This is a genomic window from Bacillus sp. FSL P4-0334 (genome assembly GCF_038004825.1).
Taxonomy (GTDB): domain Bacteria; phylum Bacillota; class Bacilli; order Bacillales; family Bacillaceae; genus Bacillus; species Bacillus velezensis.
This window is the reverse complement of sequence record NZ_JBBORX010000001.1, coordinates 1,839,608-1,855,321: the sequence shown is the minus strand read 5'-3', so window position 1 is coordinate 1,855,321 and position 15,714 is coordinate 1,839,608. Positions and strand designations below refer to the sequence as shown.

The following is a 15,714-nucleotide window of genomic DNA, read 5'->3' as shown; positions in this document are numbered from 1 at the left end:
CGGCGCTCCGCTTTTATATTACGCAAGCAGTTTTAATGATTCGCGGTTGAATGCCGGTATGTCATCCGGTGTGCGGCTTGTGACCAGCTGGTTCTGGCAGACGACGACTTCTTCATCCACCACATTTGCGCCCGCGTTTTCCATGTCGATTCGGATTGATGTAAACCCTGTCGCTTTGCGCCCGTCCAATGCTTTCGCGTTGATGAGAAGCTGAGGTCCGTGGCAGATGGCGAACACCGGTTTTTTATCATCCATAAACGCTTTGGCAAATTGGACGAAACGGTCATCCGCACGCAGCATGTCAGGAGAGAATCCGCCCGGGATCAGCAATGCGTCAAAGTCTTTCGGATTTACATCATCGATGGACGCATCCACTTTCACTTCCGCTTCCCCTTGTTTGCCTTTGACTGTTTTTCCTTTTTCCTGTTCAATTACGGTTAATTCATGACCCGCATCTTTAAAAGCTTTCGCAGGTTCAGTATACTCGACATCCTCAAAATAATCGGTTAATACAACTGCAATTTTTTTACCCATAGTTACTACCTCCTGCTTGATGAAGTCTACATAAATCCATGTACCCCAGCCACACTAACATCAAACATAGGTAACGCGTTTGCCGCTCATCCGTTTCATAGGTCATTATCCTCATTTTTCATCTTTTTACAAGAATCATCATGAAATCTATATGAACTTTCACAAAATATTCTTACAATGGTACTGCATGACAAAATTTGTTGAAAGGTGGAGAACAGGTGAGAATACAGAAAAGACGATGCAGCGTCAATATGACACTCCGTATTCTGCTGCCACTAGTTATGATACTTAGTCTAATCCTCCCAACATCACCCATTAAAGCAGAAGAAAACAAATCCTCCAGTGTGAATCTCAGCATTTTAGCCACAACTGACGTTCACGCTAACATGATGGACTACGATTACTACAGCGACAAACCGACAACGGAATTCGGGCTGGCCCGAACGGCTCAGCTTATTGAGAAGCACAGGCGCGAAAACCCGAATACGCTGCTTGTCGATAACGGAGACCTGATTCAGGGGAATCCCCTCGGAGAATACGCCGTAAAATATGAGAAAAATGATATTATTTCAGGCGCAAAGACCCATCCGATCATTGAAGTGATGAACAGTCTGCATTATGACGCAGGAACACTCGGCAATCATGAATTTAATTACGGGCTTGAATTTCTGGACGGGACAATCAAAGGCGCTGATTATCCGATCGTTAACGCCAATGTGAAAACATTAAGCGGCGAAAACCGTTATACGCCTTATGTCATAAAAGACAAAACCGTCACGGATGAAAACGGCGGCAAGCATCAGATAAAAGTCGGCTACATCGGCTTTGTTCCTCCCCAGATCATGACGTGGGATAAGAAAAATCTCGAAGGCCGCGTTCAGGTCGAAGACATTGTGGAATCCGCAAAGAAAACCGTTCCGAAAATGAAAGCTGAAGGAGCCGATATCGTCATCGCCCTCGCCCACAGCGGCATCGAAAAAAAAGCGCAGTCTTCCGGAGCGGAAAACGCCGTTTTTGACCTGGCAACAAAAGTCAGCGGAATTGATGCGATCGTATCCGGCCATCAGCACGGGCTTTTCCCTGATGCCGAATACAAAGGCGCTGATCAATTTGACATCGATAAAGGCACGATTAACGGCATCCCCGTTGTCATGTCAAGCAGCTGGGGCAAATATGCGGGCGTCATCGACCTCCGGCTTGAAAAAACAGACAGCGCGTGGCATGTGGAAGATGCAAAAGGCAGCATCGAGCCGATTGCCGGCAATGTGACGTCGGAAAACGAAACCGTCGTCAATACCGTCAAAAAAGCGCACGAAGGCACTTTGAAATACATCAGAGAACCCGTCGGCCAGACAAAAGCCGATATCAACAGTTTCTTCGCCCAAGTCAAAGATGATCCGTCCATTCAAATCGTAACGGATGCGCAAAGATGGTACGCCGAAAATAAGATGAAGGATACGGAATACAAAGATCTGCCTATCCTCTCGGCGGGCGCCCCGTTTAAAGCCGGCGGGCGGAACGGCTCAAACTACTATACAAACATTTCCGCTGGCGACCTCGCCATCAAAAATATCGGCGATTTGTACCTGTATGACAACACGGTTCAGATCGTCAAGCTGAACGGAAGCGAAGTGAAGGACTGGCTTGAAATGTCCGCAGGGCAATTTAATCAGATCGATCAGGCAAAAGGCGGCAGCCAAGCGCTTTTAAATGACGCCTACCGCTCATACAATTTTGATGTCATTGACGGTGTCACCTTTCAGGTCGATGTCACAAAACCGGCGAAATACAACGAAAACGGAACAGTCATTCATCCCGATGCAAGCCGGATCGTCAACCTTTCTTATCAAGGAAAGCCCGTCAGCGCCAAGCAGGAATTTCTGATCGTCACAAATAATTACCGCGCTTCAGGCGGCGGAGGATTCCCTCACTTAAGCAATGATAAAATCGTATACTCTTCTGCCGATGAGAACAGGCAGGTCTTAATGGATTACATCATCCAGCAGAAAACGATTAATCCGCAGGCTGATCATAACTGGTCCATCCTTCCGGTCAAAGGGACAAACCTGACATTTGAATCTTCCTTGGCCGCAAAGCCGTTTGCCGACCGCGCAGATGACGTCGCCTATATCGGTGAATCACAAAACGCGGGCTACGGACAGTACAAGCTCCAATTCAAAGATGATGAACCGGGCACAGATCCGCCGAAAGATGATGCATGGAAACTCACCGTTATGCATACAAACGACACGCACGCCCACCTTGATAACGCGGCGAGGCGGATGACGAAAATCAAAGAAATCAGAAGCGAAACCGACCGCAGCATTTTGCTGGATGCGGGAGACGTTTTCTCAGGCGATCTCTATTTCACAAAGTGGCAGGGGCTGGCTGATTTAAAATTGATGAACCGCATGGGCTACGACGCAATGACCTTCGGAAATCATGAGTTTGATAAAGGTCCGGGTGCTCTCGCCAGCTTCCTGAGCGGTAACGGGAGCGCGGCTGACCCGTCCGGAAAATACAATTTTCAAGCGCCTGACTTTCCGCTCGTCAGCTCAAATGTCGATGTGTCCAAAGAGTCAAAACTCAGACCATTCATGAAAAAAGCAGACACATTTACGGCAGGGAAAAAGAAAAAAGCAGGCATCTATCCATACATTCTGCTTGATGTAAACGGAGAAAAAGTCGCCGTATTCGGCTTAACGACAGAAGATACGTCCGTCACATCAAGCCCGGGAAAAAGCATTGTCTTTCATGATGCCTTCCAATCCGCACAAGATACAGTAAAAGAAATACAGAATAAGGAACATGTCAATAAAATTATCGCCCTGACACATATCGGGCATCAGCGTGATCTCGATCTTGCCAAAAAGGTAAAAGGCATCGACTTGATCGTCGGCGGACATACGCATACGATTGTAAATAAAATGGAAGTTGTCAAAAACGAAGAGCCGACCATCGTCGCCCAAGCAAAAGAATACGGCGAATATTTAGGCCGGGCAGATGTCGCATTTGACAAAAACGGCATCGTCCTGCCGGAACAATCCTCTCTTCAGGCGATTCCAGTGAACGAGCAGACGAAAGAAGACCCGGATCTGAAAAAAGAGCTTGATCCGTTTAAAAAAGAGCTCGTCTCAGTCAAAAATGAAAAAGTCGGCTCAACGAAGGTCGCACTTGACGGCCAGCGCGAGCATGTCCGCTCCAAAGAAACCAATCTCGGAAACTTCATCGCGGACGGCATGCTGCAAAAAGCGAAGGAAGCGGCCGGCGCCCAAATCGCGATCACAAACGGGGGCGGCATCCGCGCGGGCATTGATAAAGGAGACATCACACTCGGCGATGTGCTGAATGTGATGCCGTTCGGCAACACGCTTTACGTCGCGGATTTAACCGGAAAACAGATCAAACAAGCCTTGGAACAAGGGTTAAGCGGAATTGAGGCTCAAGGCGGCGCCTTCCCTCAAGTTGCCGGTTTAACATACACGTTTACACTGAATAAAAAGCCGGGACACCGCGTTCTTCAAGCTGCGGCCGTACAGGATGACGGCAGCGTAAAGCCGATTTCTGATAAGAAGACATACAGAGTCGCCACCAGTAACTTTGTCGGTGAAGGCGGAGACGGATATTCCGTCTTTAACGAAGCGTCCCATAAAGAAGACCTTGGCTTTGTCGACTATGAGGTCTTCACCGAGCAGCTTGAAAAAGCGGGAAAAGCGGTGGAACCGAAAGTTGACGGCCGCGCGCAGGAAGTGTACCTGCCGACGAAACAAAAAAACGGTTCGTGGACGCTTGAAGGTGACAGCGCATTTGCCGCCTATGCCAAAAACGCAAACACGCCGATCGTGTATTACGATAAGAATGACGGCGCCAAAAAGCCGATTGATCTCAGCGTGACCAAAAAACAAATCGGCCTGTTAAAGGACAGAACATCGGATTCTTCCCTTACGATCCTGCATGACAAGTTCAGCATGAAAATGCCGATGGCAAACGCTGCTTCAGCTGATACACGATTCGGCGTGACGCCGAAAGGAAAAGTAAGCGGGGCGCTTTCAAATGTATACGACTTTACAATGAAGCAGAAAAACAAAGACATCAAAACATTCAAAGCGCCGGTAAAGCTCACCCTGCGCATTGAGAATACGAAAAAGGCGAAACAGCCGGGCATTTACCATGTAGACCGGAAAAAGAACGTCTATACAAAAACAGACAACGGTTCGGTTTCACACGATCTCGTCACGGGCTATACAAATCATTTCAGTGAATACACCATATTAAACGCAAACACGAAGAGCGCGCCGCCAAGCGGAGACCAAGGCTCCGGAAAGCAGCCAAGCGGACAAAAACCGTCATCCGGCCCTGCACAGGACGGAGTATCGCCGGGCGGCCTGCTTCCTGATACGGCCACAACGATGTATTCCATCCTTCTTGCCGGGTTACTCATCAGCGCGCTCGGAACGGCACTGTATCTGCATCAAAGAAGAAAAGCAAAAAAAGTGAACGAAGCATAAAAAGACCGCTTTTATCGGGCGGTTCATCCAAAAGCTCTCCTGATCTGATTTCAGGGGAGCTTTTTCTCTCGGTCCCCCTCTTAGTCGACAGCCGTACGGCCGAGTGATAAAATATGAACGTTATTCGCGAGAGACATACATCCGCATCGTTTAACACTTCACGGCAGGGCCTCTCTTTCATACGGCGCCGCCTGTTTGGAGGACTTTTTTTGAAGATAACAGGACACAAACGAAACCGCATGTCTTACAAGAAAAAGCTGTTTTACGTGATAACAGCGCTCTGTTTTATCAGCTCGCTCATTTTCGTCACTCACAATGCTTCTTTTTATGAGCGGCCGATTGCCAAAGTGACGAAAACAACATTGGAACATCAGTCTGACGTACAGGACATGCATAAAAACAAAGATAAGATTTTCAATCAGACGATCACTGCCAGACTTGAAAACGGCAGTCAGAAAGGACAGCTCATTCATTTGTCCAATCAGTATTCATCATCCGGAGCGAACGATCAGAAATATTCGATTGGCGATGAAGTATTCGTTTCTATTGATAAAGGGAAACCATCAAACAAGGATATATCGGGAAGCATTATAGATAAAAAACGGGATAAACAGCTTTTGCTGATCGCGTGGGTTTTCATTTTCACCTTGCTTATCGTCGGCAAAAAACAAGGCTTCTTTTCGATCGTCAGCCTGATGTTTAACGCCGTTTTACTGTCGTTTGCATTAGATTTGTACAGGAAGCATCCTAATATAGGGTTAATTTTCATCTGCGGTGTCTGTATTCTCATCTTTACTGTCATCTCATTGCTGCTTGTCAGCGGTTTTCACGCGAAAACATATGCCGCCATTGCCGCGACGCTCGCAGGCACTTTCGTTTCCCTGCTGATTACGTATCTTGTGATGCTGGCAACCGGAGAGAAAGGTCTCAGATATGAGGAAATGCAGTATTTAACCCGCCCTTATCACACGGTGTTTATGGCCGGGGTATTTATCGGATCACTGGGAGCGGTCATGGATGTAGCCATTACCATGACGTCATCTGTCTTCGGATTATATGAAGAAAACAACGGTATCTCATTACAAGCTCTCAGACGTTCAGGGATGGAGATCGGAAAAGACATCATGGGGGCGATGACCAACATTCTGTTTTTTGCTTATATAAGCGGCTCTATTCCGATGATGCTGTTGTATTTGAAAAATGATTCCCCGATAGGATTCACTCTTTCTATGAACATTTCCTTGGAAATAGCCAGAGCATTGGCCGGAGGGATCGGAATTGTATTAGCCATACCCGCCAGTCTGTATGCTTCTATCTTTTTTATTAAACGAAAGAAGGCAAGCTCATGAATGTCATCGTAATTCTCGCGGCGATTTTATTTCTATTGATGGTCATCATCGGCGGAAAAAAAGGAGCGAGGTCTTTTATTGCGTTATTCTTAAATTTCGGTGTTCTCTTTCTCACCATCATTTTCATGACAGACCCGCATATCAATCCGATTGTTTTAACATTGCTCTCTTCCGCCGTGATTTGCAGCATTACTCTTTTTTATATTAATGGAGGAAACGTCAAAACCGTAACCGCCTTTATTTCTGCAATGCTGACGATTGTACTGCTGCTGTTTTTTATTATGTCTGTAACAAAACATACTTCGATTCAGGGATTCGGTGAAGAAGAATTGGGTGATATCGGCATATTCACACTGTTTGTCGGGGTGGATTTTGTGAAGGTTACCGCAGCCATGATCATCATGGGCACGATAGGGGCGATTACCGATGTCGCGATTTCCATTACTTCACCCATGCGGGAAATTTACAGTCATAATCCGTCCATGAGCAGAAAAGATCTGTACACATTCGGATTAAGCATCGGGAGAGATATTTTAGGAACGAATACGAATACGTTATTCTTTGCTTTTTTCGGCAGCTATTTGGCTTTAATTATCTGGTTTAAAGACTTATCATACTCAGCTGAAAAAATAGTGAACTCAAAAGTATTCAGTGCGGAAGCCGTTACCATTCTTTGTGCCGGAATCGGGATCGGCATCATCATTCCCGTTACGTCCTGGATCACCGCCTGTTTTTTAGCAAAACCAAATAAACGTTAAAAGCTGCCGGGACACGCCCGGCAGCCTTTTTTATCTTATACCCACTTTACAACGTCTTTTGAGGCAGATCTTGTTTTCGGGCGCGGTTCTCTGACACGGTAGCCGAATGCGGCCATAACAGAGATGTCGAAACTTCCGTTTTCCAGAAGCCCTTCTTCTTCAAGAATCCGGTGAATTTCTTTGTAGTTGAAGCCTTCTACAGGGCAGGAGTCGATTCCGATCTGCGCAGCGGCTGTCATCATATTGCCGAGGGCGATGTAAGTCTGTTTGGATGCCCAGTCAAACAGCGCGCGATCTGATTCTAGCAGATTGAAATCATTTTTCTGGAAGTCTTCCGTTTTGCTGATATAGCCTTCATACATATCTTCCGGCATTTTTTTGACTTCCCGCAAGTGGTTTTTGACATAGTCGGCGTCAAAACGGATATCCTTTGCCGTCCGGGCAAGCAGAAGTACGAAATGGCTTGCGGTCGGCAGCTGCTTTTGCGCGCCCCAGGTGAACTCGCGGAGTTTTTCACGAAGCTCCGGATTTTGAACGACGACAAATTTCCAAGGCTCCAAACCGAGTGAGCTTGGGGATAATCTTCCCGTTTCTAAAATGAATTCAAAATCGCTTTCTGAAATTTTTTTCTCAGGATCAAATTCCTTTGTGGCGTGTCTGAATTGATACGCTTCGATGATCTGCTGTTTTTTATCTGACATTCATGATCTCTCCTTTTCAATCGTTATGTACTATTGTAGCCATTATTTTTGAAAGTACCAGTACGCACATTTTTGTTGGATAGTATTCATTTTGATACTGACAAAAAAACGGGCTGCCGCGGCAGTCCGTTTTTATTTTTCTCTTCTCGCAAAGTCGACGAAACGGAATTTATCGAGCCTGTGCCGGCTTTCCGTGTACTGAAAGAGGCTGGTATCCTCCAAAAAGACGCGGTTTTTCACGACCGCCATATGGCTGAATCCGCCGAGATCCAAATACTTCCGGTCCTCTTCCCCCGCCGGCTCCACGACAATTTCCTTTTGCGCGTAGCTGATGGACAAGCCGAGCTCTCCTTCGAGATACTCATAGATCGAATCTTCACAAATCGCCTTCGTCAATAGAGGCACATGTTTTTTCACAAAGTAATCCTTGTCCAAAATAATATGTTCTCCGTCAATCCGTCTTGATCTGACGACTTCCCACACCTTTTCATCCGCTTCTGTACCAAGCTCTTTTGCGGCTTCTGAGGGAGGCAGGATCAGCCCGAGACGGTGAACCGTCGTTCTCGTCTCTTTTCCGAGCGTTTCCGAAAGCTCTTTGAAGCTGATCAGGCCTGAGACGGGAAAACGCATTTTTTCTCTGTCTAATATGACGGAGCCTTTGCCTTTGATTTTCTGGATGTAGCCGTTTTGCGCCAGCATATTGAGCGCTTTGCGGACGGTTTCTCGTGATGTGCCGTATTGATCGCACAAATCATTTTCAGACGGAAGAACGTCTTCAGCCTTCCGCTGGCCGCTTTCGATCTGCCGCACCATATCTTTATAGATTGTGATGTATTTATTCACTTTCATTTGACCACCCAGATTAGTGTATCACGCTTTTGTCAGATGATAAACGATCGATTCATACGGACGGAGCGTCAATCGTTCCGGCCGCCCATCCCTCGGTTCATCATTCGTCAGCAGCACCGTAAACCGCCAGCCGTCCGTGTCTTTAAGCGGAACCGTAAAGTCCGCTTCTTTCCCGTAGAAGTTGTTGATGCACAGCAGTTTTTCATCCTTGCCGTGTCTGACGTACGCCAGAACCGCCGGATCGTCTTCAGCAAGCAGCTCAAACGTTCCTTCCCTCACGATGTCATATTCTTTTCTGAGCTTGATGAGCTTCTGATAATGATAGAAAATTGAATCCGGGTCCCGCAAAGCCGCTTCCGCGTTAACGTCCCGATAATCATCCGCCGCCGGAATCCAAGGCGTTCCCGTCGTGAAACCGCCGTGCGGCCCGCTGTTCCACTGAATGGGGGTTCTTGCATTGTCTCTTGATTTCTCTTTTAAAATGGCGATAATGTCTTTTTCGGGCACGCCTTCTTCCTTCATCTTTTTGTAAATGTTCAATGATTCGACATCGCGGTATGAGCCGATGTCATCGAATTTCGGATTGCCCATGCCGATCTCTTCACCTTGATAAATGTAAGGCGTGCCCTGCATCATATGAATGGCCGCCGCCAGCATTTTGGCTGATTTCGTCCGGTATACGCCGTCGTCTCCGTATCTGGATACGGCCCGCGGCTGGTCATGGTTGCACCAGAATAATGCGTTCCAGCCTCCGCCTTTTTGCATCTCCGTCTGCCAAAACGCTAAAATCCGTTTCAGCTTCAGAAAATCAAACGGAGCGAGCGCCCATTTTTCACCATTCGGATAATCCACTTTTAAATGATGAAAGTTAAAAGTCATATCGAGTTCTTTATTCTCAGGGTTTGTGTACCGGATGCAGTGGTCAGCCGTTGTCGAGGACATTTCACCGACCGTCATACTGTCATATTTCGAAAACACTTCCCGGTTCATCTCATGGAGAAATTCGTGCACGCGCGGCCCGTCCGTATAATAAGGGCGCCCGTCACGCCCATCTTTGGCATCAGGAAACGATTGGTCTTTAGAAATGAGGTTGATCACATCCAGCCGGAAGCCGTCGATCCCTTTCCGGAACCAAAAATGCATCATGTCGTAAACCTGTTTTCTCATCTCTTCATTTTCCCAGTTCAAATCGGCCTGCGACACATCAAATAAATGCAGGTAGTGCTGGCCTGACGCCGGGTCGAGCTCCCAAGCGGAACCGCCGAATTTTGATTCCCAGTTGTTCGGCGCCCGGCCGTCTTCCTTTCCGTCTTTCCAAATGTAAAAATCCCGATACGGACTGTCGGGTGACGAGACCGCTTCTTTGAACCACCGATGCTCGACTGATGTATGGTTTACGACAAGATCCATGACGACCTTGATTCCTCTTTTGTGCGCTTCATCGATAAGGCGTTCAAAATCCTCCATCGTTCCGTATTCTTCATAAATGGTGCAATAATCGCGAATGTCATAACCGTTGTCATTCTGCGGCGAATCGTAAATCGGCGTAAGCCAAATGACATCAATTAAAAGCTTCTGCAAATAATCAAGCTTCTCGATAATACCGTTCAGATCACCGATCCCGTTTCCCGTCGTATCATTAAAGCTCTTCGGATAAATTTGATATACCGCTGCCTTTTTCCACCATGGTGTGCTGTCTGTTTTCATTTTTCTTCACCGCCTGTAATGTTTTGAATTGAAAGGGAAAAGGGACAGCCTGATAGAAGGCGCCCAGCAGGTTTTCTATTTTTGCCGTTTCAGCCTCGCATACCCGTATGTTCCCGCAAACGGGAGAATCAGTACGATCAGCATTCCGATCGCAAACGGACCCCAGTACTGACTCATAATGGAGAAGATCCCCGGCACGCCGCCGACTCCGACCGAGCTTGCGAGAACGCCTTTGACGGAGATGAACATCCCCGCGATTCCCGAGCTGATCATGGCGATCACAAACGGAAATTTGTAACGCAGATTCACGCCGAAAATCGCCGGTTCGGTAATGCCCAAATATGCGGAAATGCCGGCCGTCAGTGAAAGCCCCCGCTGTTTTTTATCTTTTGTAATCAACATCATGGCCAAAGCTGCCGACCCTTGAGCGATATTTGACAATGCGAGCATCGGCCATAAAAATGTGCCGCCGAGCTTTGATCCGATTAATTGAAGATCGACCGCGAGAAACGTATGGTGCATCCCCGTGATCACAAGCGCCGAATACAGCCCTCCGTACAGCAGGCCTCCGATGGCGGAGAATTGGCCGAAAACGGCAATCAATCCCGCCGTCAGCGCGTTACCGATCGCAAAGGTGATCGGACCGATGATGACAAAGGATAGAAAACCGATGACCAAAAGCGTCACCGGCGCGACGACTAACAGCTGAATGCCCTCCGGCGTCCGTTTCGTCAAAAAGAGCTCAAGCCTGGCAAGTAAATAAGACGCCAGCAGAATTGGGAGCACCTGACCTTGATACCCGACTTTCTGCACCTCAAGGCCGAACAGGTTCCACACCGGAATATCGCCGCTCTGCTCGGCAGCCCCGTAGCCCCATGCGTTTAACAGATCAGGATGCACCAGCATCAGCCCTAGCACGATACCCAAGAGCGGGCTTCCTCCGAACCGCTTCACTGCCGACCAGCCGATTAAAGCCGGCAGAAAAGCGAAGGCCGTCCCCGCGATCAGATTAATCATATTGGCGAGATCCGCCCATTGCGGATACACTTGGACAATCGATTTGGCGCTGTAGAAAATGCCTTCCGCCGTTAAGATGTTGTTCAGACCCATTAAAAGCCCGGCCGTGACGATCGCCGGCAAGATCGGAATAAAGATGTCCGCAAGCGTTTTCACAGCACGCTGTAAAGGATTCATTTTTTGCGCTGCCGCCTTCTTCACGTCATCCTTGGACGCTTCACCCATCCCCGTTTCCTTCACTAATTCCGCATATACTTTGTTGACCGTCCCCTGCCCGATCACGACTTGAAACTGCCCGTTTACCGCAAAAGATCCTTTGACAATGTCTATTGCATCAAGCATTTTTTGGTTTACTTTGGTTTCATCTATTAATGCAAACCGCAAACGCGTCACACAATGAGTCGCCGCCTCAATATTTTCGATTCCGCCGACAGCTTCAGCGATCTGCCGCGCAGCCCGGTTAAACTCACCCATGCCAACCCCTCCGTAACCGTTTTCATTTTGTCTTACAAACTTGTATATACATGTTTATGACTCTATTGTAATGATGTATATACATGTCGTCAATCTATTTTTATAGCGCTTTCATCACAAATATACTGCGAAAGACCCTGAAACAAAAAAAGCCCCGCCGGAACCGGGCCTTGACTTCTTGTTTTATCGGGAACATGTCCGGGCGGAATTCACAACAGGAGCACAAAAAGCATACAGTACTGTACAACTAAGTTAAAGAGGTGTGAAGAGATGCCATCCACTGTTATCAACCTGTACTATTTGAAGATTAACAGTATTTCTGGCAACGGATCTATTACGATTGGGGAAGCGGCATACAACAGTCCCACCACAAATAACAAATCACAAGGACTGAACTCTTCATTCGGCGATACGTCACCTATAGAATCGATGATGGAGAACTTGTTAAATGATCCTGATGTCAACGACCAGACAGCCATCGGAACCGCAGATACCGCAAATATTACGCCGGTGCCGCCCATTATAGATTAAAGGGGTTTTTATGAATGCCTTACCAAATTAACGTCGTCAATATAAAAGTAAACGGAGCAACGCAAAACGGAAACGTCGATATCGGTCAGACCGTACAAAACAGCCACACCGCCAACAGCAAATTTGTCGGCGCGAACTTTTCTTTAGGGGATTTTTCGCCGGCCGCCGGATGTTTGAATTCGGGCCATCTTGACCCTGACGTGAGCGATCAGGATCAGATCGCCAACCCGTCAATGCCGATCGCAAATCAAATATAGGGAGGTTCTGCCGAAGTGGATATCGAAAAAATGAGAAAGTGGCTTGAGATTACGAACGAGCACAAGCCCAGCGACTTTTGGACCAATGTCCTGAAACGGAAATCTCCCGAAGATTTTTTCTCCTTACAAAAAAACACCCTGACTTATGATATTTATCAGGATGAACAGCACACATTCGTCATTGTGGAAATGCCCGGCGTTTACGAAGAAGAATTGACATTGAGGCTGCTGTCAAGAACACGGCTGCATATCAGAGGAAACATCACACCCCTTTTTCCAAAGAACATGGGCGTCTGCCAAAACCGGTATTACGGGGAAATCGATGAGACGATTGAGCTTCCTGAACCGGCTGAGCCCCACCTGTTACAGGCGCAGTGCGTAAACGGCCTGCTCCACATTTCCTACCCGCGCCTTATGGAGCACATTCCTTTTCAGAAAAAAATCTAAAGAGCCGGCTTACGGGCGGCCCAGCCGTCTGTACACTTTCTCCTTATAATGAGAAGATGCGGGTTTTGAGAACATGGCTTTCTCCTCCGTCAGTTTGTCGAGTCTGACTTGTTTTTCCGTCCGTTTGTTCCGCAAGTGATCCCGCTCCTGTTCATTGCGGCACTTGGCGATCAAATAATCGAGCGTCATCAGCTCTTTCTTCAGCGCGCCCTCATCCTCGGCGATCCCGGCGTTTTTTAATATGCGGTAGCCCATTCTGAGCGACTCCGGAAGATGTGCGGCATCGTCTTTCGGCAGGGGCTTTCCCATTCCTTTGATGCCGGCGAACTCTCCGTCCTTAATGGCGCGCTTGATTTTATCTTCAGCCACGATATGGGCAATATCCATCACTGTTCACCTCTTTTTTCAATAGAACCGGGTATGATCATACGGAAACACAATCCCAGTTTGTGCCATTTATATGTTTTAAAGCTGTCATTTAACAGATTAACCGCCGTTGCGACAGCGTTTTTCGCCCTTTTTCCGATGAGCCTTTTCCACCTTTTCTATTTGCTGGTTTCATGGTATATTGATTACGTTCGTTTTTTCTATCGTTCCGTTTAAACCGTGATCGGAAAAAAGGAGTGTAACAATGAAAACATTTATAAAAGAAAGAGGACTTGCCTTCTTCTTGATAGCGGTCGTGTTATTGTGGGTGAAAACATATGTCGCTTATATTTTAAACTTTAACCTCGGCATAGACAACACGATCCAGAAAATATTGCTTTTTGTGAATCCGCTGAGCTCCAGCTTGTTCTTTCTTGGATTTGGGCTTCTTTTCAAGAAAAAATTACAGCAGACAGCCATTATTGTGATTCATTTTTTATTGTCTTTTTTGCTTTTTGCAAACATCGTCTATTATAGATTCTTTAATGATTTCATTACCATCCCGGTCATGATGCAGGCAAAGACAAACGGCGGCCAGCTCGGAGACAGCGCGTTCTCGTTAATGAGATGGACAGACGCCTTCTACTTCCTGGATACCGTCATTTTGATTATTTTGGCCCTTAAGATGAAAAAACCGGCTGAAAAACCGGCGAAGAAATCATTCAGAATCGTTTTGGCTTCCGCCGTGCTTATGTTCCTGATCAACCTCGCCGTCGCGGAATCCGACCGTCCTGAGCTTTTGACACGCTCATTTGACCGAAACTATCTGGTGAAATACTTGGGCACGTACAACTTTACGATTTACGATGCCGTGCAGAATGTGAAATCAAACAGCCAGCGCGCGCTTGCCGATTCAAGCGATGTAACGGATGTGGAAAACTATATGAAGGCCAACTATGACGTGCCGAATAACGTCTACTTCGGAAAAGCCGAAGGAAAAAACGTCATCTACGTCTCATTAGAGTCTCTGCAGTCCTTTATCATTGATTACAAAATTAACGGCAAGGAAGTGACGCCGTTTTTAAACAAACTGGCGCACGATAATCAAACATTCTACTTTGATAACTTTTTCCACCAAACGGGACAAGGTAAAACATCTGATGCGGAATTTATGATGGAGAACTCTCTGTACCCGCTTTCGCAAGGTTCGGTTTTCGTCAATAAAGCGCAAAACACGCTGCAGTCCGTTCCTGCGATCCTAAAAGGCAAAAAGTACACGTCTGCCGCTTTCCACGGAAATACGCAGACTTTCTGGAACCGTAACGAAATGTACAAAGCGGAAGGCATCGATAAGTTTTTCGATTCCGCTTATTATGACATGAGCGAAGAAAATACGAAAAACTACGGCATGAAAGACAAACCGTATTTCAAAGAATCCATGCCGCTCTTAAAGAGCCTGCCGCAGCCGTTCTATACGAAGTTCATTACGCTGTCCAATCACTTCCCGTTCGGAATGGATAAAGAAGACACGGACTTCCCGGCGGGAGACTTTGGCGATTCAGTCGTCAATAACTACTTCCAGTCCGCGAACTATCTGGATGAATCAATTGAACAGTTCTTTCATGACCTGAAAAAAGACGGCCTGTACGATAAGTCGATTATCGTGATGTACGGAGACCACTACGGCATCTCCGAAAACCATAATAAAGCGATGGCGAAAGTGCTCGGCAAAGATGAGATCACTGAATACGACAATGCCCAGCTTCAGCGGGTGCCGCTCTTTATCCACGCTCCCGGCGTGAAAGGCGGCCGCAATCATAAATTTGCCGGTGAAGTCGATGTCGCGCCGACCGTTCTTCATCTGCTCGGCGTCGATACGAAAGATTATCTCATGTCAGGTTCAGATATCTTATCGAAAGAGCACAGAGAAGTCATTCCGTTCCGTAACGGAGACTTCATCTCGCCGAACTATACGAAAGTGTCCGGCAAGTATTACGATACGAAAACCGGAAGACTTTTAGATGATTCAGAAGTCGACAAAAAAGAAGACTCTCTCGTCAAGACTGAGCTTGAAATGTCTGATAAGATCATCAACGGCGATCTGCTTCGTTTCTATCAGCCGAAAGGCTTTAAGAAAGTGGATCCTTCACAATTCGATTATACGAAGCGTGAAGATTCCTCAGCAGATGATCAAAAAGAATAAACGAAAGCCAGAT

The 15,714-nt window shown here is 47.0% G+C and carries 13 protein-coding genes; 7 read left to right on the top strand and 6 right to left on the bottom strand.

Annotated features, from left to right (window positions below; translation table 11 throughout):
* Window positions 1-18: 18 nt before the first annotated feature.
* Complete coding sequence (locus NSQ37_RS09475; protein WP_003155578.1) at window positions 19-534, bottom strand: type 1 glutamine amidotransferase domain-containing protein; 516 nt, start codon at window positions 532-534, stop codon at window positions 19-21.
* A gap of 218 nt (window positions 535-752) precedes the next feature.
* On the opposite strand from NSQ37_RS09475, the gene NSQ37_RS09470 reads away from it, so the two are divergent.
* The 3 genes from NSQ37_RS09470 (at window position 753) to NSQ37_RS09460 (ending at window position 7,149) form a co-directional block, all read left to right on the top strand.
* Window positions 753-5,042, top strand: a complete 4,290-nt coding sequence (locus tag NSQ37_RS09470; protein ID WP_341123623.1) for a multifunctional 2',3'-cyclic-nucleotide 2'-phosphodiesterase/3'-nucleotidase/5'-nucleotidase — start codon at window positions 753-755, stop codon at window positions 5,040-5,042.
* Window positions 5,043-5,251: 209 nt separating this feature from the next.
* Entirely contained in the window at window positions 5,252-6,391 is a 1,140-nt protein-coding gene (locus NSQ37_RS09465; RefSeq protein ID WP_032867787.1) for a YibE/F family protein, read from the top strand.
* Entirely contained in the window at window positions 6,388-7,149 is a 762-nt protein-coding gene (locus tag NSQ37_RS09460) for a YibE/F family protein (protein WP_007408500.1), read from the top strand. The genes NSQ37_RS09465 and NSQ37_RS09460 overlap by 4 nt, the downstream gene beginning before the upstream one ends.
* Before the next feature lie 35 nt (window positions 7,150-7,184).
* On the opposite strand, the gene NSQ37_RS09455 is transcribed toward NSQ37_RS09460, so the two are convergent.
* From NSQ37_RS09455 to treP, 4 genes are all read right to left on the bottom strand, one after another.
* Complete coding sequence (locus NSQ37_RS09455) at window positions 7,185-7,850, bottom strand: NAD(P)H-dependent oxidoreductase (protein ID WP_003155588.1); 666 nt, start codon at window positions 7,848-7,850, stop codon at window positions 7,185-7,187.
* A gap of 132 nt (window positions 7,851-7,982) precedes the next feature.
* Entirely contained in the window at window positions 7,983-8,699 is a 717-nt protein-coding gene (gene treR / locus NSQ37_RS09450) for a trehalose operon repressor (protein WP_012117069.1), read from the bottom strand.
* 21 nt (window positions 8,700-8,720) lie between these two features.
* Entirely contained in the window at window positions 8,721-10,406 is a 1,686-nt protein-coding gene (treC, locus tag NSQ37_RS09445) for an alpha,alpha-phosphotrehalase (RefSeq protein WP_341123620.1), read from the bottom strand.
* A gap of 75 nt (window positions 10,407-10,481) precedes the next feature.
* Window positions 10,482-11,897: a PTS system trehalose-specific EIIBC component gene (gene treP, locus NSQ37_RS09440; protein ID WP_021493878.1), complete on the bottom strand. Its 1,416-nt coding sequence runs from the start codon at window positions 11,895-11,897 to the stop codon at window positions 10,482-10,484.
* A gap of 270 nt (window positions 11,898-12,167) precedes the next feature.
* Here treP and NSQ37_RS09435 point away from each other — a divergent pair, with 270 nt between their 5' ends.
* Genes NSQ37_RS09435 through NSQ37_RS09425 form a run of 3 tightly spaced genes read left to right on the top strand, consistent with a single transcriptional unit; the run spans window position 12,168 to window position 13,132 of the window.
* A complete protein-coding gene (locus NSQ37_RS09435) occupies window positions 12,168-12,428 on the top strand; it encodes a spore germination protein (RefSeq protein WP_007408496.1) in 261 nt (86 codons plus the stop codon).
* Between the two features lie 14 nt (window positions 12,429-12,442).
* Window positions 12,443-12,685: a spore germination protein gene (locus NSQ37_RS09430; RefSeq protein WP_003155595.1), complete on the top strand. Its 243-nt coding sequence runs from the start codon at window positions 12,443-12,445 to the stop codon at window positions 12,683-12,685.
* A gap of 15 nt (window positions 12,686-12,700) precedes the next feature.
* Complete coding sequence (locus NSQ37_RS09425) at window positions 12,701-13,132, top strand: Hsp20/alpha crystallin family protein (RefSeq protein WP_003155596.1); 432 nt, start codon at window positions 12,701-12,703, stop codon at window positions 13,130-13,132.
* A gap of 9 nt (window positions 13,133-13,141) precedes the next feature.
* On the opposite strand, the gene NSQ37_RS09420 is transcribed toward NSQ37_RS09425, so the two are convergent.
* Window positions 13,142-13,519 carry a DnaJ family domain-containing protein gene (locus tag NSQ37_RS09420; RefSeq protein ID WP_007610033.1) on the bottom strand — a complete coding sequence of 126 codons (378 nt, stop codon included), beginning with the start codon at window positions 13,517-13,519 and terminating at the stop codon, window positions 13,142-13,144.
* Window positions 13,520-13,763: 244 nt separating this feature from the next.
* Here NSQ37_RS09420 and NSQ37_RS09415 point away from each other — a divergent pair, with 244 nt between their 5' ends.
* The gene (locus NSQ37_RS09415) at window positions 13,764-15,701 is read left to right on the top strand and encodes an LTA synthase family protein (protein ID WP_020955498.1); all 1,938 of its coding nucleotides are present in this window, start codon (window positions 13,764-13,766) and stop codon (window positions 15,699-15,701) included.
* The last annotated feature ends 13 nt before the right edge of the window (window positions 15,702-15,714 follow it).

Coding starts and splice junctions, on each gene's coding strand:
- NSQ37_RS09475 (WP_003155578.1), bottom strand. CDS start 534: ATGGGTAAAAAAATTGCAGTTGTATTAACCGATTATTTTGAGGATGTC.
- NSQ37_RS09460 (WP_007408500.1), top strand. CDS start 6,388: ATGAATGTCATCGTAATTCTCGCGGCGATTTTATTTCTATTGATGGTC.
- NSQ37_RS09455 (WP_003155588.1), bottom strand. CDS start 7,850: ATGTCAGATAAAAAACAGCAGATCATCGAAGCGTATCAATTCAGACAC.
- treR (WP_012117069.1), bottom strand. CDS start 8,699: ATGAAAGTGAATAAATACATCACAATCTATAAAGATATGGTGCGGCAG.
- treC (WP_341123620.1), bottom strand. CDS start 10,406: ATGAAAACAGACAGCACACCATGGTGGAAAAAGGCAGCGGTATATCAA.
- treP (WP_021493878.1), bottom strand. CDS start 11,897: ATGGGTGAGTTTAACCGGGCTGCGCGGCAGATCGCTGAAGCTGTCGGC.
- NSQ37_RS09435 (WP_007408496.1), top strand. CDS start 12,168: ATGCCATCCACTGTTATCAACCTGTACTATTTGAAGATTAACAGTATT.
- NSQ37_RS09430 (WP_003155595.1), top strand. CDS start 12,443: ATGCCTTACCAAATTAACGTCGTCAATATAAAAGTAAACGGAGCAACG.
- NSQ37_RS09420 (WP_007610033.1), bottom strand. CDS start 13,519: ATGGATATTGCCCATATCGTGGCTGAAGATAAAATCAAGCGCGCCATT.
- NSQ37_RS09415 (WP_020955498.1), top strand. CDS start 13,764: ATGAAAACATTTATAAAAGAAAGAGGACTTGCCTTCTTCTTGATAGCG.